The following is an 18,201-nucleotide window of genomic DNA, read 5'->3' on the forward strand; positions in this document are numbered from 1 at the left end:
CGGACAATCTTAGCCATCCGCTCCGACAAGATCAATTCGACGACGATCGCGACGCGCCGGCGTTCGTCCAGGACCACCAATCGGGCTGTGCGGATTGTAGGGTTCGACGAACTCCTTCCCGTCGATCGCGTGCTTGAGTTCAGAGGTGTTGCGCATGACCCCGCGACCGAGGGCCACGCTCGGCCGTGTCCTCGACGACCTGGGGTCGACGCTGCTCGAGGTCGTGGCCGGGCGGGTCGACCCGGGCCGGTCGGTGGGCGGGGTCGTGATCCACGATCCGCTCGACCCGCCGTCCATGCCGTCCGAGGCACTGGTGCTGGGGGTCGGGCTGGCGGCGTCCGCCGAGATCGCCGACGTCGTGCGAGCCGTGGCCGCCGAGGGCGCGGTCGGGCTGGTGCTGCGGGTCCCGGTCGACATCGACGCCGACGTGCGGCAGGCGGTCGCCGAGGAAGGGCTGGTGCTGTTCGGGCTGACCCGCGGGGCCTCGTGGGCGCAGGTTGCGGCCCTGCTACGCAGTCTGCTCGCGCTGGACGACCTCGGCGGTGTCGACGACCAGACGCTGGCCGGCGCCGGCGCGGGCGATCTGTTCGCACTGGCCGGTGCGGTGTCGGCGTTGCTGGACGCACCGCTGACCATCGAGGACCTGAACTCACGGGTCATCGCGTTCTCCGCCGACCAGGACCGCGCCGACGACTCCCGCAAGGAGACCGTCCTCGGCCGCCAGGTCCCCGAGCGCTACCTGCGCGAACTCGAGCGGCGCGGCGCCTTCCGCGCGCTGTACGGATCCGACCGGCCGGTGTACCTGCCGGAGATCGACGGGGCGCAGCTGCCGCGGGTGGCCATCCGGGTCCGCGCCGGCGACGAGATCCTCGGCTCGATGTGGGCGGCCGTGCGGGAGCCGCTGAGCGCCGAGCGCGAGCAGGCGTTCGTCGACGCCGCCAAGCTGGTCGCGCTGCACCTGCTGCGGCACCGTGCCGGCGCCGACGTCGAGCGGCGGCTGCGTGCGGAGCTGGTCGCGACGGTCCTCGAGGGCGGCCCCGCGGCCGGCGACGCGGCCAGCCGGCTGGGCCTGGCCGGCGGCCCGGCCTGCGTGCTGGCGCTGACCGTGCCGGGCGAGGAGAGCGAGCCGTCCTCCGCCGAGGCCGACCTGCAGCGGGTCGCCGGGGCGTTCGCGCTGCACCTGGCCGCCGTGCACCCGCGCTCCGCGGTCGCGCCGGTGGGCGGGGTCGTCTACGGCGTCATCCCGCTGGCCGGCGACGGTGAGGGAGCGGACCTGCGGGCGGTCGCCGTCGCCGAGGAGTTCCTCAGCCGCATCGGCGCCCGCAGCCAGGTCGTCGTCGGCATCGGCGGGGTCGCGGCCGGCCCGGCGGAGCTGCCGCAGTCGCGGGCCGACGCCGACCGCGCGGTGCGGGTGCTGCGGACCCGGCCGTCCGGATCGCGCGTCGCCCGGCTCACCGACGTGCAGATCTCCGCGTTCCTGCTGGAGCTGGGCAGCGCCATGGCGGCCGAGCGCCGGGTGCCGTCCGGGCCGGTCGCCCGGCTGACCGCGTACGACCGGCGGCACCGGTCGCAGATGGCCGCGACTCTGGGCGCCTGGCTGGACGCGTTCGGCGACGTGACGGTGGCCGCGGCGGCGACGCACGTGCACGTCAACACGTTCCGGTACCGGCTGCGGCGGGTCGGCGAGATCGGCGGGATCGACCTCGCCGACCCCGACGCGCGGTTCGCGGCCATGCTCGAATTTCGGCTGCGGTCGATGGTTGATCACCCTACGGACGAACCGTAAGGTTCGCGGCATGCCCGCACCCGCGCCTCGGCCGCGCGACCTCAGCCCGGCGCAGACCGGGTTCGTGCGGCAGCGGCCGGTGCCCTGGCTCAACCCGGGCCTGCTCGCCGGCACCGCCGTCCGCGTCCTGCTCGCGTACCTGTTCGGCGGCTACCTCGACAAGCGTGAGCTGCAGGCGGCGCTGCCGGACCGCGCGTACGACCACTCCGCGGCCGACGAGCTGTGGTTCGACTACACCGCCGACGTCGGCGACGGCTTCGACGCCACCTACTCGATCGCCTCGCTGCTGGCCCGGCCGGAGCTGATGCTCGACGACGGCCGCCTGCTGCCGCGCGGCGAGCTGCTGGTGCTCGGCGGCGACCAGGTGTACCCGACGGCGTCCAGCCCGGCCTACGAGAACCGGTGGAAGGGCCCGTACCGCGCCGCGCTGCCCGACCTCGCCGTCGAGACCCCGTCGCTGTACGCACTGCCCGGCAACCACGACTGGTACGACGGCCTGACGGCGTTCCTGCGGCTGTTCGCCCAGGGCGACACCATCGGCGGCTGGCGCACGCGGCAGGCGCGCAGCTACTTCGCGCTGGAGCTGCCGCACCGCTGGTGGCTGTTCGCCGTCGACATCCAGCTGTCGTCGTACATCGACGAGCCGCAGCTGGACTACTTCGGCCGTGTCGCCGAGCGGCTGACGCCGGAGGACCGGATCATTCTCGTGCCGGCGCAGCCGTCGTGGGTGAAGACGCACGAGCGGCCGGACGCCTACGACAGCGTCGACTACTTCATCCGGACCGTCATCGAGCCCACCGGCGCCCGGGTGCCGCTGCTGCTCTCCGGCGACATGCACCACTACGCGCGCTACGCCGGCGAGGGACCGGACGGACGCGGCCGCCAGCTGGTGACCTGCGGCGGAGGCGGCGCCTACCTCGTCGGCACCGACCACCTGCCCGCCGCCGTCTCCGTCCCGCCGGAGCAGACGATCACCCGGGGACGCAGCACCCCGCAGCACTACGAGCTCGCCGCGGCCTACCCGACGCAGCCGGCGTCGCGGCGGCTCGGCTGGCAGGTGTTCTCCCGGCTGCCACGGCGCAACCCCGGTTTCGTCGGGCTGCTCGGGCTGATGCAGACGCTGCTCATGCTGGCCTTCGTCACCTCTCCGGACCACCTGATCACGCCCGCGACGGTGACCGGCGTGGCCGCCGTGCTGGCCGGGACGACGGTGTTCACGCTGGTCCTCGGCGTGCGCACGCGCAAGCACATGGCCGCGGCGGTGCTCCATGCGGTGCCACACGTGGCGCTGGCCGCCGGGGGAGCGGCGGCGTGGTCCGCCCTGCCGCTCGACGACGCGCCCAACCCGTGGGCCACGCTGCTGGCGTTCGCCGTCTACGGACCGGTCATCGGGCTGCTCGACACCTGGGTCGTCGGTGCGTATCTGCTGGTGGCGCGGTACTTCGACGTCAACGTCAACGAGCTGTACGCCGGGCTGGGCAGCGAGGACCACAAGAGCTTCCTGCGCTTCCACATCGGCCGCGACGGGTCGCTGACGCTGTACCCGGTGGCGGTCGAGCGGGTGGCGCACGAGTGGCGGGCCGACCCGGGCGGCGCGCCCGGCACGCCGTGGATCGTCCCGGCCGAGCCGCTGCACGCCACGCTCGCCGAACCGCCGGTCCTGGTCGACGGTCCTCCCATCCTGGCCGGTGGGTCGCCGCACGCCTCCGGATAGGCTGGATTCCTGGCCGAGCCGGGGGAGGCGACATGCGGTTCCTGCACGACCGGGTCCCCGACCCGGACCTCACCTACAGCGACGTGTTCCTGGTGCCGAACCGATCCCAGGTCGGTTCCCGGCTCGACGTCGACCTCACCACCGCCGACGGCACCGGAACCACCGTCCCGCTGGTCGCGGCGAACATGACCGCGGTGTCCGGACGGCGCATGGCCGAGACGCTGGCCCGCTGCGGCGGCCTGGCGGTCATCCCGCAGGACATCCCGCCCGACGTCGTCGCCGACGTCATCACGTGGGTGAAGCGCCGGCACACCGTCTACGACACCCCGCTCACCATGCCGCCCGACGGCACGGTCGGCGAGGCGTACAACCTGCTGCCCAAACGCGGCCACGGCGCCGTCATCGTGGTCGACGACGGCCGCGCCGTCGGGGTCGTCACCGAGGGCGACTGCCAGGACGTCGACCGCTTCACCCAGCTGCACTCGGTCATGTCGCGTGAGCTGCTGACGCTGCCCGACGGCATCGCGCCCGAGGAGGCGTTCAACCAGCTGCACGACGGACGACACCGGCTCGCCCCGGTGGTCGGGCCCGACGGCCGCATCGTCGGCATCCTGACCCGGGAACGGGCGCTGCGGGCGACGCTGTACGCGCCGGCGCTCGACGACGCCGGGCGGCTGCGCATCGGCACGGCGGTCGGCATCAACGGCGACGTCGAGGGCAAGGCGAAGGCGTTGCTGGCGGCCGGCGCCGACGTCCTCGTGGTCGACACCGCGCACGGCCACCAGGAGCGCATGCTCGACGTGTTGCGCCGGGTCCGGTCGCTGGACCCGCAGGTGCCGGTCGTCGCCGGCAACGTCGTGACCGCCGAGGGGGTCAGCGACCTCGTCGCGGCCGGCGCCGACATCGTCAAGGTCGGCGTGGGTCCCGGCGCCATGTGCACCACCCGCATGATGACCGGCGTCGGCCGGCCGCAGTTCTCCTCCGTCCTCGAGTGCGCCCGGCGGGCCCGCGAGCTGGGCGTCCACGTCTGGGCCGACGGCGGGGTGCGGCACCCGCGCGACGTCGCGCTGGCGCTGGCGGCGGGCGCCGACAACGTCATGATCGGGTCCTGGTTCGCCGGCACCTACGAGTCGCCCGGCGACGTGCTCCGCGACGGCGAGGGCCGGTTGTACAAAGAGAGCTTCGGGATGGCGTCGGCCCGCGCCGTGCGGCTGCGCACCGCCGAGGACTCCGCGTTCGAACGGGCCCGCAAAGGCATCTTCGAGGAGGGCGTCTCGCAGGCGCGCATGTACCTGTCGTCGTCGCGGCCCAGCGTCGAGGACCTCGTCGACACCATCGTCGCCGGCGTGCGCAGCGCCTTCACCTACGTCGGCGCCGGCACCATCGAGGAGTTCCGCGAGCGCGCGGTGGTGGGTGTCCAGAGCGCTTCCGGGTACACCGAGGGGATGCCCGTGGACGTGAGCTGGTGACCACCGCGCTGGCCGTCCGGTACGCCCGGTACGGCGACCCCGGTGTGCTCTCGCTGGACGCCGTCGAGCTGCCCGAGCCCGGTTCCGGCGAGGTGCGGGTCGCGGTCGGTGCGGCCGGCGTCAACCCTTACGACAGCAAGGCGCGGCGCGGCCTCTACGCGAGTGCCGGCGCGCCGGCCGAGCCTGCGCGGGTCGGCCTCGAGTACGCCGGCACCGTCGACGCGCTCGGCCCGGGCGTCACGGCCTGGTCGCGGGGCGACGCGGTGTTCGGGCTGGCGCCCGGCTCGGCCGCCACGCACGTCGTCGTGCCGGCCGACGGGCTGGTGGCCAAGCCGGGGTGGCTGACGTTCGTGCAGGCGGCCGCGCTGCCGGTGGCCTGCGAGACGGCGTACCGGGCGATCCGGCTGCTCGAGGTCCGCACCGGCGACGTCGTGCTGGTGCACGCGGCCGCGGGCGGCGTCGGACTGGTCGCGAGCCAGCTGGCCCTGGCCCGCGGCGCCCGGGTCATCGGCACCGCGGGGACGGCGAACCACGAGTTCCTGGCGTCGCTCGGGATCGAGCCGGTGCTCTACGGCGACGGACTGGCGGCCCGCGTGCGCACCATCGCGCCCGGCGGCGTCGACGCCGTGCTGGACGCGTCCGGGCGCGGCGTGCTGCCGGTGTCGATCGAGCTGGCCGGCGGTCCGGAGCGGGTCGTCACCATCGCCGACGGTTCGGCGTCGCAGTACCGCGTGCGGGCCACCTGGAGCGCCGACCTCCCGTTGCCGCAGGTGTTCCAGACCCTGCTGCCGCTGGTCGAGCAGGGGACGGTGCGGGTGCCGATCGCCGCGACGTTCCCGCTGGAGCAGGTGGCCGCAGCCCAGGCGCTCAGCGAGTCCGGTCACCTGCGCGGCAAGATCGTCCTGACGGTCGGCTCGCCGGACTGAACCGAGGTCGTCGACGACCCGTGGCGGCGAGTTGGCGTGCACCGTTCGCCGTGGCGCTCCGCCGCCCTCGCAGCCGCGGCCTCGTCGGAGCCGCCGTACGTGTGGTGTCCACTGGGTGAGGTCTCCGGGCGATCCGGGGGCCCATGCCGAGGACTGTGTTCGCTCGACCAGGCATGCATGCCTGGTCGAGCGGGAGAACGCCTGGTGACGTGCGCGATCGTGGATGATCGCTCACCCGCGGCGCTCGGCCGAGGACCAGGTCGCCGAGCCGCGACGGCGGCTCAGGCCGCGAGGCGCGCCAGCAGCTCGCCGGCCGGGACCGAGCCGGGTGCGACCCGCTCCCGCGCCGCCACGACGGCCAGTTGCCGGACCAGCTCGTTGGCCGGGGCCGGCACACCGTGCAGCCGCGCCAGCAGGACGATCTCGCCGTTGAGGTAGTCGGCCTCGATCGAGCCGGTGCCGCGCAGCAGGCTCTGCACCGACGACCCGCCGCCGGGCGCCTGCCCCTCGAAGGCGGGCATCCGCAGCAGGTCGCCGCGCCGGGCCTGGTCGGTCTGGTCGTCGACGACGTCGATGCCCGCCGCCGCCAGCACCGACTCGCCCTCGTCGCGCAGCAGCGCCGTGACCCGCGCGGCGTCACCGTCGCCGGTGCCGCACAGCGCGGTGACCGCGTTGCCCAGGTTCATCACCAGCTTGCGGTACTTCCACCGCATGATGTCCTCGCGCGGCTCGGAGACGAACCCGGCCTTCGCGAACGCGCCCGCCACCGACCGCCCCGTCTCGTCGACGCCGCCGGGGTAGCGGCCGAGGTCGAGGATGCCCGGCACCGGCGTCGACCGCGCCTGCACGACGCCCGGTTCGACGTGCGCCGCCGGGAACATCACGCACACGCCGTAGACGTGCGAGAACAGCCGCAGCGCCAGTCGCTCGTTGGCCACGCCGTTCTGGACGCAGACGACCGGCGTCGACGGCTCGGCGGCCGCACGCAGCTGCTCCAGCGCGGCCGGGGTGTCCTGGCTCTTCATGGTGAGGACCACGACGTCGCCGGGCTCGACGCCGGCCTCGGCCGGCGATCCGTACGCGGGCACCGGCACCGTCGTCGTGCCGTCCGGTGACTGCACCCGCAGCCCTCCGGACCGGATGGCGGACAGGTGCGCGCCGCGGGCGATGAGCCGGACGTCGAACCCCGCCGAATGCAGACGTGCGCCGAGGACGCCGCCGATCGCGCCGGCGCCGTAGATCACGAAGGCCATGGCCGTACGGTATCGGTGCGCCGGTCGCCGGCCGCGAGGTCCGACGTCGGTCGGCGCCGAATCGCCCGCGCGCAGTAGAATTCCGCGGCGTGACCGAGTCCACTCTTCCCGAGCCCGCCCTGCCGTCCGTCTACGACCCGGCGGCCGTAGAGGCGCCGCTCTACCAGGGCTGGGTCGACCGCGGCTATTTCGAGGCCGACGAGAAGAGCGACAAGCCCCCGTACTGCATCGTCATCCCGCCGCCGAACGTCACCGGGTCGCTGCACCTGGGCCACGCGTTCGAGCACACGCTCATCGACGCGCTGGTGCGGCGCCGGCGCATGCAGGGCTACGAGGCGCTGTGGATGCCGGGCATGGACCACGCCGGCATCGCCACCCAGAACGTCGTCGAGCGCGAGCTGGCCAAGGAGGGCGTGTCGCGGCACGACCTCGGCCGTGACGCGTTCGTCGAGAAGGTCTGGGAGTGGAAGGCCGAGTCCGGCGGCAAGATCCTCGCGCAGATGCGCCGGCTCGGCGACGGTGTCGCCTGGAGCCGCGAGCGCTTCACCATGGACGAGGGCCTGTCGCGCGCCGTCCAGACCATCTTCAAACGGCTCTACGACGACGAGCTCATCTACCGGGCCGAGCGCATCATCAACTGGTGCGTCCGCTGCCACACCGCGCTGTCCGACATCGAGGTGGAGCACAGCGACGACGACGGCGAGCTGGTCTCGATCCGCTACAGCGACGACGTCGTCGTGGCCACCACGCGCGCCGAGACGATGCTCGGCGACACCGCCGTGGCGGTGCACCCCGACGACGAGCGCTACAAGCACCTCATCGGCACCGAGGTGGACCTGCCGCTGACCGGCCGGCGCATCCCGATCGTCGGCGACCCGCACGTCGACCCGTCGTTCGGCACCGGCATGGTCAAGGTGACGCCTGCGCACGACCCCAACGACTTCGAGATCGGCCGTCGCCACGACCTCCCGATGCTCACCATCATGGACGAGCGGGGCGTCATCACCGCGCACGGCCCGTTCCAGGGTCTGGACCGCTTCGAGGCCCGGCCGGCCGTCGTGGCCGCGCTGCGCGCGGAGGGCCGCGTCGTTTCGGAGAAGCGGCCGTACGTGCACGCCGTCGGCCACTGCTCGCGCTGCAAGACCGTCGTCGAGCCGCGGCTGTCGCTGCAGTGGTGGGTGAAGGTCGAGCCGCTGGCCAAGGCGTCCGGCGACGCCGTCCGCGACGGCCGCGTGGCCATCCATCCGAAGTCCATGGAGTCGCGCTGGTTCGGCTGGGTCGACGACATGCACGACTGGTGCATCTCGCGGCAGCTGTGGTGGGGCCACCGCATCCCGGTCTGGTACGGGCCCGGCGGCGAGGTCGTCTGCGTCGGCCCCGACGACGAGGTCCCCAGCGGGGAGGGCTGGGTGCAGGACGAGGACGTGCTCGACACCTGGTTCTCGTCGGCGCTGTGGCCGTTCTCGACGCTCGGCTGGCCCGACGAGACCCCCGCGCTGGAGAAGTTCTACCCGAACCAGGTGCTGGTCACCGGCTACGACATCCTGTTCTTCTGGGTGGCCCGGATGATGATGTTCGGGCTCTACGCGCACTCCGACGCCGGTCCCGAGCAGGCGATTCCGTTTCACACCATCGCGCTGCACGGCATGGTCCGCGACGAGCGCGGCAAGAAGATGTCCAAGTCGTTCGGCAACGCCGTCGACCCGCTGGACTGGATGGACGCCTACGGGTCCGACGCGCTGCGGTTCACGCTGGCCCGCGGCGCCAACCCCGGCGCCGACGTGCCGATCGGCGAGGACTGGGTCCAGGCGTCGCGCAACTTCTGCAACAAGCTGTGGAACGCCACACGGTTCGCGCTGATCAGCGGCGCCCGCGTGGGCGAGCTGCCGCCGCCGGAGGAGCTGACGGCCACCGACCGGTGGATCCTGTCGCGGCTGAACACCGTGCTGGCCGAGGTCGACGCCCAGTTCGAGGACTACCAGTTCGCGAAGCTCAGCGACACGCTCTACCACTTCGCCTGGGACGAGTTCTGCGACTGGTACGTCGAGCTGGCGAAGACGCAGCTGGGCGCCGGCGGGGCGGTCGCCGACCGCACCCAGTTGGTGCTCGGGCACGTCCTCGACCGCCTCCTGCGTGTGCTGCACCCGGTGACGCCGTTCGTCACCGAGGCGCTCTGGACGACGCTGACCGGCGAGGAGTCGCTGGTGGTGGCGCCGTGGCCGGCCCCGGACGCCGCGCGCCGCGATCCGGCCGCCGAGGCCACCGTCGCCGAGCTGCAGCGCCTGGTCACCGAGGTGCGCCGGTTCCGCAGCGACCAAGGCCTCAAGCCCGGCCAGAAGGTGCCGGCCCAGGTCAGCGCGGCGGTGACCGAGACGTTCGCGTTCACCGAGCACGAGGCCGCCTTCCGGTCGCTGACCCGGCTGACCGAGCCCGGCGCAGGCTTCACCGCCACGGCGCAGGTCGTGGTCGGGGCCGTCACCGTCGAGCTGGACCTGTCCGGCGCGGTCGACGTCGAGGCCGAGCGCAAGCGGCTGAGCAAGGACCTCGCCAACGAGCGGAAGGCGCTGGAGCAGGCCGTCCGCAAGCTCGGCAACGAGCAGTTCCTCGCGAAGGCGCCGGAGACCGAGGTCGACAAGGTCCGCGGCCGCCGCACGGCCGCCGAGGCCGAGATCGCCCGGCTCGAGGCGCAGCTGGCCGGCCTGCCGCAGGGCACGCCGTGACCGACGACGTCCTCGGGGCCATCGAGGCGCAGCTGGTGGCCCGGCGCCCGGAATCGCGGGTCGAGCCGTCGCTCGAGGGTATCCGCGACCTCGTCGACCTGCTCGGCAACCCGCAGCGCGCCTATCCCGTCCTGCACATCGGCGGCACCAACGGCAAGACGTCGACGGCGCGCATGGCCGACGCGCTGCTGCGCGAGCTGAACCTGCGCACCGGCAGGTACACCAGCCCGCACCTGCAGTCGGTCACCGAGCGCATCGTCATCGACGGCGAGCCGATCGCGCCGGCCCGGTTCGCCGGCACGTACGCCGAGATCAAGCCCTACCTCGACCTCGTCGACTCCAAGCACGACGTGCCGCTGGGCTACTTCGAGGTGCTGACGGCGCTGGCGTACGCCGCGTTCGCCGACACCCCGGTCGAGGCTGCGGTGGTCGAGGTCGGCATGGGCGGCGCGTGGGACGCCACCAACGTCGCCGACGGCCGCGTCTCGGTCGTCACCCCGATCGCCGTCGACCACGTCGAGTACCTCGGCGACACCATCGAGGAGATCGCCACCGAGAAGGCCGGCATCATCAAGCCCGGCGGGTACGCGATCCTCGGCCCGCAGACCGCGACCGCCGCGCAGATCCTGCTCGCCCGCATCGCGGAGACCGGCGCCACGGTGGCCCGGCAGGGGCTGGAGTTCGGCCTGCGCAGCCGAGAGATGGCCGTCGGCGGGCAGGTCATCGGCCTGCAGGGGCTCACCGGCCCGTACGACGAGATCTTCCTGCCGCTGCACGGCGAGTACCAGGCGCACAACGCCGCGGCCGCGCTGGCCGCGGTCGAGGCGTTCGTCGGCGGCGGCCGCGAGCCGCTCGACGCCGACCTCGTCCGGGCCGCGTTCAGCCGGGTCACCTCGCCCGGCCGGCTCGAGGCGCTGCGCCGCGGCCCGGTCGTGCTGGCCGACGCCGCGCACAACCCGGCCGGCGCGGCGGCGCTCGCGGCGGCCCTCACCGAGGAGTTCGCCGGCACCGCGCTGGTCGCCGTCGTCGCCGCCATGGCCGACAAGGACGTCGAGGGCATCCTCACCGAGCTGGAGCCGGTGGTCGAGGCGGTCGTCGTCACCGAGAACTCGTCGCCGCGCACCATGCCTCTCGACGACCTCGCCAACATCGCCGTCGACGTGTTCGGCCAGGACCGCGTCCACCAGGCGGTGCCGCTGCCCGAAGCCATCGACACCGGGCTGCGGCTGGCCGAGCGCGAGGAGTCGCTGGGCGGCTACGGCGTCGTGGTCACGGGCTCGGTCGTGACGGCCGGCGACGCGCGGGTGGCGTTCGGGGCGGCGTCGTGAACCGCATCGCCGCCGCCCTCCTGTCGATCCAGCTGATCGTCGTGCTGCTGGCCGTCCCGGTCGCCATCCACATCGCCGACGTCGGCCGAGGCGCGGCCTGGCTGGCCGGCGGCGGCATCGCGCTGCTGTGCGTGCTGGGGGCGGCGACGGTGCGCCGCGGACGGCCCGGCTACGTCCTCGGGACGGCGGCCCAGGTCGGCTCGGTGGCGGCCGGCTTCGTCGTGCCGGAGATGCTGATCCTGGGCGGGATCTTCGCCCTGCTGTGGTTCATCCTGCTGCGCATCGGCCCGCAGGTCGAGCGCGAGAAGGCGGCGCGAGAGGCGGCACCACCCGACCCGGAGTGATGGCGGGCGTTCCGGTGGCGCCAGGGCACCACCGATCCACCCGCCATCACGAGCGACCCGCGAGGTAGGCGGCTTCGATCTCGCGGAGGACCGCGGCGGGCTCCGCGCGAAGGCGCGCTGGTGAGACCGGGAGGACGCGCCAGCCGAGGGCGGCGTAGCGGGCGCGGCGTTCCTCCGTGCGTGCGGGTGCGTCGCCGAAACCGTGGAAGCTGCGGGAGTCGACCTCGACGACGAGGCGTGCGTGGTCCCAGCAGGCGTCCGGGCGGATGCCGCGGTGGCCCGGGAGCGGCTGGTTCCAGTGTGGTTCGGGTAGCAGCCGGCTGGTGCGGACGAGGTCGCGCAGCTCGCATTCGGGCGCGGAGCGGCAGCCCGCCTCGATGTCCTGCATGGCCAGGCGGGCGAGCGCCGACCCGCGGCGCGGGGCGGCGGCGACCTCGGCGCGGAGCGCCGTGAGGGTCGCGCGGCGTCGTTGGACGACTTCGCACATGAGGGCGCGGGTATGACGCAGAGCGTTGTCGTGGTGGTGGCCCGGGTGGTCCCAGCAGCTGGGACAGCCGTCCGCAGAGGCGCAGACCGGTCGCCAGCCGGCCGGGAGACAGGCCGAGCGGACGACGGTCTCGAGCACGGCTCGAGCCGGCGGAACGACGGGGACGACCCCGGGCTCAGGGCTGTCGCCGAGTCCGTCCACGAGCACCTGGAGCGGGACGCCGATGCGATCGTCGTCGATCCACCGCCGAGGCTCCGGCGGCCGGGTGGTCCGGCAGACCCGGACGAAGCCCTTGGTCCGTCGGGCCGACTCCCACGGCACCAGGACGTCGATCTCGTCGCCGGCCGGTGGCCCGTACTCCAGCCCGCTCATCTCGCACGCCCAGGAGCCGCTGACAGCGGCACCGGCGCCGCCGTGCAGGACCGCCGCCCGGCGCCGATGCACCGGAGCGAGCAAGCCGTTGAAGGTCGCGTAGATGCCGGGCAGGACCCGCTGCCAGTGCCCGCCGGGCCGGATCGCGTGCCGGATCGCGTCCTTGGTCATGCCCACGGCGAGCGCCTGCGGACGGGTGATCAGCCCGTCCTGGGAGCGGGCGACGGCGAGAGCCGGTACGGACATGTGGGCCACACCGCGATCCTGCGCGCCGGACGCCGCTGAGGAAAGCGCGTATGCGCGCCCTGTGGATGACGATGGCGGGTGGTTCGGTGGCGTCAGGACACCACCGAACCACCCGCCATCGGGGCAGCGGAACGCTCAGACGCCGGGGAACCAGAGGTCGAGCTCGCGCTTGGCGGCCTCGGGGGAGTCGGACGCGTGCACGAGGTTCTCGGAGTTGGACAGCGAGAGGTCGCCGCGGATGGTGCCGGGCGCGGCCTTGCGGCCGTCGGTGGCGCCGTTCATCGCGCGGACGACGTCGATGGCCTGGTCGCCCTCGAGCACCAGCGCGACCAGCGGGCCGCCGGTGACGAACTCGCGCAGCGAGGGGTAGAACCCCTTCTCGACGTGCTCGGCGTAGTGCGCGTCCGACAGCGTGGGGTCGATGGTGCGCTGGTCCATCGCGACGATGGTCAGGCCCTTGCGTTCGTAGCGGGCCAGAATCTCCCCGACCAGGCCGCGGCGGACGGCGTCGGGCTTGATCAGGACGAGCGTGCGCTCGGACACGGGTGCTCCTGTGCGGTCGTGTGGATCGGCAATGTCCAGACAGTAGCCAATACGGCCGCCCCGATGCTCGTCAGGTGCGTGGCGGGCCGGTGAAAGCGTCGTGAAAGCGGCCGCGGGTAGCGTCCACGCTGTTGGATGCACGCATCCGGCAGGGGGAATGACCACGGTCAGGCATCCAAGGTAAAGTTCCCCCGAACGTCCAGGGGGCAGCGGGGTTGCTTGCACGTCGAAGCGTCCGGCGACGCGGCGTCCACACCGGTCGCCTCGGCCGGGTGCTCCGATACGGTCCCCCGGCTGCGCCCGGCCGTCCCGGCCGGTTCGGGAGGGCAGCGACGGGGCGACGAGGCAGGAGCGGTAGAGGCACCTCATGGCGGGGACAACTCAGACGACTGACGCGGCCAACGAGCGCCAGCGTGCGCGCGAACAGCGCGGCATCCGCAGTAACCAACGCGTTCGCGCCGAGAACACGCGGCTGCCGTCGCCACCACGACAGCGGCGCCCGGCGCTGGCCGCGCTCGCGGTGCTGCTCATCGTCGGCGGGGCCGCGGTCGCCGCGCTGCTGGCCATGCGCGTCGACGAACGCACGCCGGTTCTCGTGGTGACCCAGCCGGTCGCCGCGGGGGAGCGGATTCCCGCCGAGGCCATCGGCACGACGCAGGTGGCGGCCGAGGACACCCGGCTCATCCCGGAGTCCCAGCTCGACGTCGTGACCAGCCGGTACGCCCGGGTCAGCCTGGCCGAGGGTCAGCTGCTCGACACCACCATGCTCAGCCAGGAGACGCCGCTGTCGTCGGGGCAGACCGCGGTCGGCGCGTTCCTCGCGCAGAGCTTCCTGCCGGCCGGCGGCCTGCAGGCCGGCGACATCGTCGACCTCGTCTCCATCGTCACCGGCGAGGGCGAGACGGTCGTGGAGGGCGCCCGGGTCGCGTCCGCCCGGGCGGCGGCCGGCGCCGACGAGACCGGCGGCGGCACCGGCTCGCTGGTCACCCTGCTGGTCGACCGCGGCGACGCCGCCACCGTCGGCGGTCTCGCGGCCACCAACCAGCTCGTCGTCACCCTGGTCGAGCGGGGCGTCCCGTTCGAGTCCGAGGAGGACTGAGCCGGTGCTCATCGCGTTCGCGTCCGCCAAGGGCTCCCCGGGCGTGACCACCACGGTCAACGCCCTCGGGGCCATCTGGCCGTCCGACGTCGTGGTGGCCGACTTCGACCCCGCCGGCGGCGACCTCGCGCTGCGTCACCGCGACGCCGAGGGCGAGCCGCTGGACCCCGAGCGCGGCCTGCTGTCGCTGGCCGCCGCCGCGCGCCGGGGCGTCGCCGAGGCCAACATGGCCGAGCACCTGCAGACCGCCGACGGCGGCCTCGACCTGCTGGCCGGCGTCGTCCGGCCCGAGCAGCTCACCGGCATCGGCTCGGTGTGGCCGGCCATGGCCACCATGCTCAAGACGCTGCCGGTCGACGTGCTGGTCGACTGCGGCCGCATCGTCCCCGGCACGCCGCTGCTGCCGGTCATGAATGCCGCCGACGCCGTCGTCTTCGTGGTCCGGCCGGGCATCGAGTACTACGCGCATCTGCGCGAGCGGCTGAGCTGGCTGGCCGAGCCGCTGCAGATCGGCAAGGCCGGCAGCATCCCGGTCGGCATCGCCCTGGTCACCGAGAGCCGCGACACCGCGAGCGCGCGCGACCTCGACCGGCTGCTGCAGCACGACGGCCACCAGGTCACCGTGCTGGGCCGCGTCGCCGACGACCCCAAGGCCGCCGGCGCCCTGGCCGGCCGGTGGAGCCGCCGCATCGACCGCTCGCTGCTCGTTCGCTCGGCGCGCGAGCTCAGCGACTCCGTGCGGACCCTGGCCCAGGCGCATGCGCGTATCCCGAGCAGGAGCTGACCACGGTGGACCAGAACCTCGTCCGCACCCTCCGCGAGGAGGTCGCCGACACCCTCGCGCGGCAGCGCCGCGACGACGCCGCCAACGGCATCCCGCCCATGACCGGCGAGGACGAGCGGCAGTTCGCCCGCGCCGTCATCGGCCGGGTCCTCGACGCCCACGCCCGGGCCGAGATCGGCGCCGGGCGCACGCCGCCGTCGGCGGAGGAAGAGGAGGAGATCTCCTCCGGCATCCACGCCGCTCTGTTCGGTGTGGGCCGGCTGCAGCCGCTGCTCGACGACCTCGACGTCGAGAACATCGACATCAACGGCTGCGACCAGGTCTTCATCCAGTACGCCGACGGCCGCGAGGTGACCGCCGCGCCGGTGGCCGAGAGCGACGACGAGCTGGTCGAGCTGGTGCAGATCCTGGGCGCCTACTCCGGCCTCACCAGCCGCCCGTTCGACTCCGCGAACCCGCAGCTGGACCTCCGGCTGCCCGACGGCAGCCGGCTCTCGGCCGTCATGGGCGTGTGCGCCCGGCCGTCCATCTCGATCCGGCGGGCCCGGCTGTCGCGGGTGCACCTCGACGACCTCGTCCGCTACGACACCGTCACCGAGGACCTGGCCGCGTTCCTGTCGGCCGCGGTGGCCGCGCGCAAGAACATCATGATCGCCGGGGCCACCAACGCCGGCAAGACCACCATGCTGCGGGCGCTGGCCAACGAGATCCCGGCGGGCGAGCGGCTCATCACCGTCGAGCGGGCGCTCGAGCTGGGCCTCGGCGAGTTCGCCGACCTGCACCCCAACGTCGTCGCGTTCGAGGAGCGGCTGCCCAACTCCGAGGGCCAGGGCGCCATCACCATGGCCGAGCTGGTCCGCCGCAGCCTGCGCATGAACCCCAGCCGGGTCATCGTCGGCGAGGTGCTGGGCGACGAGATCGTCACCATGCTCAACGCGATGAGCCAGGGCAACGACGGCTCGCTGTCGACCATCCACGCCAACAGCTCCATCGAGGTGTTCAACCGCATCTCGACCTACGCCATCCAGTCGGTCGAGCGGCTGCCGGTCGACGCGACGATGATGCTGATCGCCGGCGCCATCGACTTCGTCGTGTTCGTCGAGAAGCGCAACGAGTTCGCCGAGGGCGGCCGGCTGCGCCGGTTCGTCTCCAGTATCCGCGAGATCAACGGCGTCGACGGCCGGGTGCTGTCCAGCGAGATCTTCGCCGCCGGCCCCGACGGCGTCGCCGTGCCGGCCGCGCCCATCGCCTGCATCGAGGACCTCATCGCGGTGGGCTACGACGCCAACGCGGGCGTGATCGCGTGAGCCCCACCATCCTGCTCATCACCCTCATCGGGGCCGTCGTCGGCGCCTCGGTCCTGCTGCTGATCGTCGCGATCCGCGGCAGCGAGCCGAAGCCGCCGTCGCCGGGCTCGTCCCGCTCGCTGCTCGAGCGGCTGGGGCGGCAGACGGTGTACGGCATCATCGCCGGCGTCGCGACGCTGGCGCTCACGCAGTGGCCGGTCGCCGCCATCGGCGCCGGCCTGCTGGTCGCGTTCTGGCCGGCGCTGTTCGGCGGCGCGAAGGAGGAGCGGACGTCCATCGCCCGGCTGGAGGGCCTGGCATCGTGGACGGAGTCGCTGCGCGACACCATCGCCGGCGCCGTCGGCCTCGAGCAGGCCATCCCGGCCACGGTGTACGCCGCCGCGCCGTCCATCCAGCCGCAGCTGCGGCTGCTGGCCGACCGGCTGCGCATCCGCATGCCGATGCCCGAGGCGCTGGAGCGCTTCGCCGACGACCTCGACGACGCCAGCGCCGACCTCGTCGTGTCGGCGCTGATCCTCAACGCCCGGCTGCGCGGGCCCGGCCTGCGGCAGGTGCTCTCGTCGCTGGCCGACTCCGCCCGGGCCGAGCTCGACATGCGCCAGCGGGTCATGGCCGGCCGGGCCAGCACGCGCCGTTCGGTGCAGATCGTCGTCGGGGTCAGCCTGTTCTTCATGGTCGGCCTGTCGCTGGTCAATCGCGACTTCGTCGAGCCGTACAACTCCGCGACCGGCCAGATCGTGCTGGGCGTCGTCATCGCCATCTTCGCCATCGGCTTCTTCTGGATGCGCCGGCTGGCGAAGTTCGAGATGCCGGGCCGGTTCCTCGTCACCGCCGAGACGGCGGAGGTGCGATCGTGACGCTGATCCTCGTCGCGGGCGCCATCGCCGGCGCGGGTGCGCTGCTGCTCGGCTACGTGCTGTCGGTGCAGCGGGTCAACCCCGCGGCCGCGCTGGCCCGGCTCGACGCCGAGCGCAGCCGGGCCCGGCGCGACCGCCTCACCGCGGTCACCGTCACCGGCGGCACCGGCGAGTCCGCCGCCATGCGCCGGTTCGGCGGCCAACTGCGCGGCACCCTCGAGAGCGTCGGCATCCGGCTGGGGTCGCTGCGTCGCGACCTCTCACTGCTCGGGCGGACCGTCGAGGGCCACCTGGCCACGTCGGTCCTGGCCGCACTGGTCGGCTTCCTGCTGCCGGTCGTGCTGGCCGCGATCATGTCGGCGGCCCACATCGGGCTGAGCATCCCGGCGGGAACTGCCATCGGGCTGGTGCTCGCGATCGTCTTCGGGGCGATCCCCACGCTGTCGGCGCGGTCCAGCGCGGCCGACCGTCGCCGCGACTTCCGCCACGTCGTCGGTTCCTTCCTCGACCTCGTCGCGATGAACCTCGCCGGTGGCCGCGGCGTCCCCGAGGCGTTGCAGGCCGCGTCCTCGCTCAGCGACGGCTGGGCCATGATCCGCATCCGCGACACCCTGCTGACCGCCCGGCTGCACGGCGTCACGCCGTGGGCGGCCCTGGGCGAGCTGGGCGACGAGGTGGGCGTCGACGAGCTGCGCGACCTCGCCGCCGCGCTGGCGCTGGTGGCCGAGGACGGCGCCAAGGTGCGCGAGTCGCTGGCCGCCCGCGCCAGCTCGCTGCGCCGGCGCGAACTGGCCGAGATCGAAGGGAAGGCCGGGCAGCGCTCACAGTCCATGCTGGTCGCCCAGCTGGTGCTGTGCTGCGGCTTCCTGCTCTTCCTCGTCTACCCGGCGGTGATGGGGGTGCTGGAGCAGAGTTGACGAACCCCCGGAACCACGGCCCGAACCCACGACACGACCAGGAGACCAC

15 protein-coding genes are annotated in these 18,201 nt (G+C 73.5%); 12 read left to right on the top strand and 3 right to left on the bottom strand.

All coding sequences use genetic code 11. From position 1 onward, the window contains the following. Window positions 1-154 precede the first annotated feature (154 nt). From DZA62_RS29320 to DZA62_RS29335, 4 genes are read left to right on the top strand one after another with little or no spacing between them, the layout of a single operon-like run. Window positions 155-1,786: a PucR family transcriptional regulator gene (locus DZA62_RS29320; RefSeq protein WP_116952510.1), complete on the top strand. Its 1,632-nt coding sequence runs from the start codon at window positions 155-157 to the stop codon at window positions 1,784-1,786. Between the two features lie 10 nt (window positions 1,787-1,796). Then, window positions 1,797-3,500: a metallophosphoesterase gene (locus DZA62_RS29325; RefSeq protein WP_116952511.1), complete on the top strand. Its 1,704-nt coding sequence runs from the start codon at window positions 1,797-1,799 to the stop codon at window positions 3,498-3,500. A 32-nt stretch (window positions 3,501-3,532) separates the two neighbouring features. Continuing rightward, window positions 3,533-4,969, top strand: coding sequence for a GuaB1 family IMP dehydrogenase-related protein (locus DZA62_RS29330; RefSeq protein WP_116952512.1), 1,437 nt, complete (start codon window positions 3,533-3,535; stop codon window positions 4,967-4,969). Further along, entirely contained in the window at window positions 4,963-5,895 is a 933-nt protein-coding gene (locus DZA62_RS29335) for an NADP-dependent oxidoreductase (RefSeq protein ID WP_408619912.1), read from the top strand. The genes DZA62_RS29330 and DZA62_RS29335 overlap by 7 nt, the downstream gene beginning before the upstream one ends. A 281-nt stretch (window positions 5,896-6,176) precedes the next feature. Here DZA62_RS29335 and DZA62_RS29340 read toward each other — a convergent pair whose 3' ends face one another. Then, window positions 6,177-7,148, bottom strand: a complete 972-nt coding sequence (locus tag DZA62_RS29340) for a ketopantoate reductase family protein (RefSeq protein ID WP_116952513.1) — start codon at window positions 7,146-7,148, stop codon at window positions 6,177-6,179. A gap of 89 nt (window positions 7,149-7,237) precedes the next feature. Here DZA62_RS29340 and DZA62_RS29345 point away from each other — a divergent pair, with 89 nt between their 5' ends. The 3 genes from DZA62_RS29345 to DZA62_RS29355 are packed head-to-tail and all read left to right on the top strand — an operon-like array spanning window position 7,238 to window position 11,540. Further along, window positions 7,238-9,868, top strand: a complete 2,631-nt coding sequence (locus tag DZA62_RS29345) for a valine--tRNA ligase (RefSeq protein WP_116952514.1) — start codon at window positions 7,238-7,240, stop codon at window positions 9,866-9,868. Next, entirely contained in the window at window positions 9,865-11,196 is a 1,332-nt protein-coding gene (locus DZA62_RS29350) for a bifunctional folylpolyglutamate synthase/dihydrofolate synthase (RefSeq protein ID WP_116952515.1), read from the top strand. The genes DZA62_RS29345 and DZA62_RS29350 overlap by 4 nt, the downstream gene beginning before the upstream one ends. Then, on the top strand, window positions 11,193-11,540 hold the full coding sequence (locus DZA62_RS29355; protein ID WP_116952516.1) for a DUF4233 domain-containing protein: 348 nt from the start codon (window positions 11,193-11,195) through the stop codon (window positions 11,538-11,540). Before DZA62_RS29350 ends, DZA62_RS29355 begins: the two co-directional genes overlap by 4 nt. Window positions 11,541-11,586: 46 nt before the next feature. On the opposite strand, the gene DZA62_RS29360 is transcribed toward DZA62_RS29355, so the two are convergent. Both DZA62_RS29360 and ndk read right to left on the bottom strand, forming a co-directional pair. Next, complete coding sequence (locus tag DZA62_RS29360; RefSeq protein ID WP_116952517.1) at window positions 11,587-12,645, bottom strand: hypothetical protein; 1,059 nt, start codon at window positions 12,643-12,645, stop codon at window positions 11,587-11,589. Window positions 12,646-12,780: 135 nt separating this feature from the next. After that, window positions 12,781-13,188, bottom strand: a complete 408-nt coding sequence (gene ndk, locus DZA62_RS36575; RefSeq protein WP_198664332.1) for a nucleoside-diphosphate kinase — start codon at window positions 13,186-13,188, stop codon at window positions 12,781-12,783. A gap of 367 nt (window positions 13,189-13,555) precedes the next feature. On the opposite strand from ndk, the gene DZA62_RS29370 reads away from it, so the two are divergent. Genes DZA62_RS29370 through DZA62_RS29390 form a run of 5 tightly spaced genes read left to right on the top strand, consistent with a single transcriptional unit; the run spans window position 13,556 to window position 18,152 of the window. Beyond that, window positions 13,556-14,287, top strand: a complete 732-nt coding sequence (locus DZA62_RS29370) for an SAF domain-containing protein (RefSeq protein WP_116952519.1) — start codon at window positions 13,556-13,558, stop codon at window positions 14,285-14,287. A gap of 4 nt (window positions 14,288-14,291) precedes the next feature. Next, window positions 14,292-15,071 carry a hypothetical protein gene (locus DZA62_RS29375; RefSeq protein ID WP_116952520.1) on the top strand — a complete coding sequence of 260 codons (780 nt, stop codon included), beginning with the start codon at window positions 14,292-14,294 and terminating at the stop codon, window positions 15,069-15,071. Window positions 15,072-15,076: 5 nt separating this feature from the next. Beyond that, window positions 15,077-16,378, top strand: a complete 1,302-nt coding sequence (locus DZA62_RS29380) for a CpaF family protein (RefSeq protein ID WP_116952521.1) — start codon at window positions 15,077-15,079, stop codon at window positions 16,376-16,378. Beyond that, complete coding sequence (locus DZA62_RS29385; protein WP_198664333.1) at window positions 16,375-17,235, top strand: type II secretion system F family protein; 861 nt, start codon at window positions 16,375-16,377, stop codon at window positions 17,233-17,235. Before DZA62_RS29380 ends, DZA62_RS29385 begins: the two co-directional genes overlap by 4 nt. Beyond that, window positions 17,232-18,152, top strand: coding sequence for a type II secretion system F family protein (locus tag DZA62_RS29390; RefSeq protein WP_198664334.1), 921 nt, complete (start codon window positions 17,232-17,234; stop codon window positions 18,150-18,152). The genes DZA62_RS29385 and DZA62_RS29390 overlap by 4 nt, the downstream gene beginning before the upstream one ends. Window positions 18,153-18,201: the final 49 nt, after the last annotated feature.

The organism is Jiangella endophytica (assembly GCF_003427025.1).
In the GTDB taxonomy this organism is placed as follows: Bacteria; Actinomycetota; Actinomycetes; order Jiangellales; family Jiangellaceae; genus Jiangella; species Jiangella endophytica.

What these genes read in the sequence shown, in the direction of transcription:
- DZA62_RS29320 (WP_116952510.1), top strand. Translation starts at nt 155, where the DNA reads ATGACCCCGCGACCGAGGGCCACGCTCGGCCGTGTCCTCGACGACCTG.
- DZA62_RS29325 (WP_116952511.1), top strand. Translation starts at nt 1,797, where the DNA reads ATGCCCGCACCCGCGCCTCGGCCGCGCGACCTCAGCCCGGCGCAGACC.
- DZA62_RS29370 (WP_116952519.1), top strand. Translation starts at nt 13,556, where the DNA reads ATGGCGGGGACAACTCAGACGACTGACGCGGCCAACGAGCGCCAGCGT.
- DZA62_RS29360 (WP_116952517.1), bottom strand. Translation starts at nt 12,645, where the DNA reads ATGTCCGTACCGGCTCTCGCCGTCGCCCGCTCCCAGGACGGGCTGATC.
- DZA62_RS29330 (WP_116952512.1), top strand. Translation starts at nt 3,533, where the DNA reads ATGCGGTTCCTGCACGACCGGGTCCCCGACCCGGACCTCACCTACAGC.
- DZA62_RS29340 (WP_116952513.1), bottom strand. Translation starts at nt 7,148, where the DNA reads ATGGCCTTCGTGATCTACGGCGCCGGCGCGATCGGCGGCGTCCTCGGC.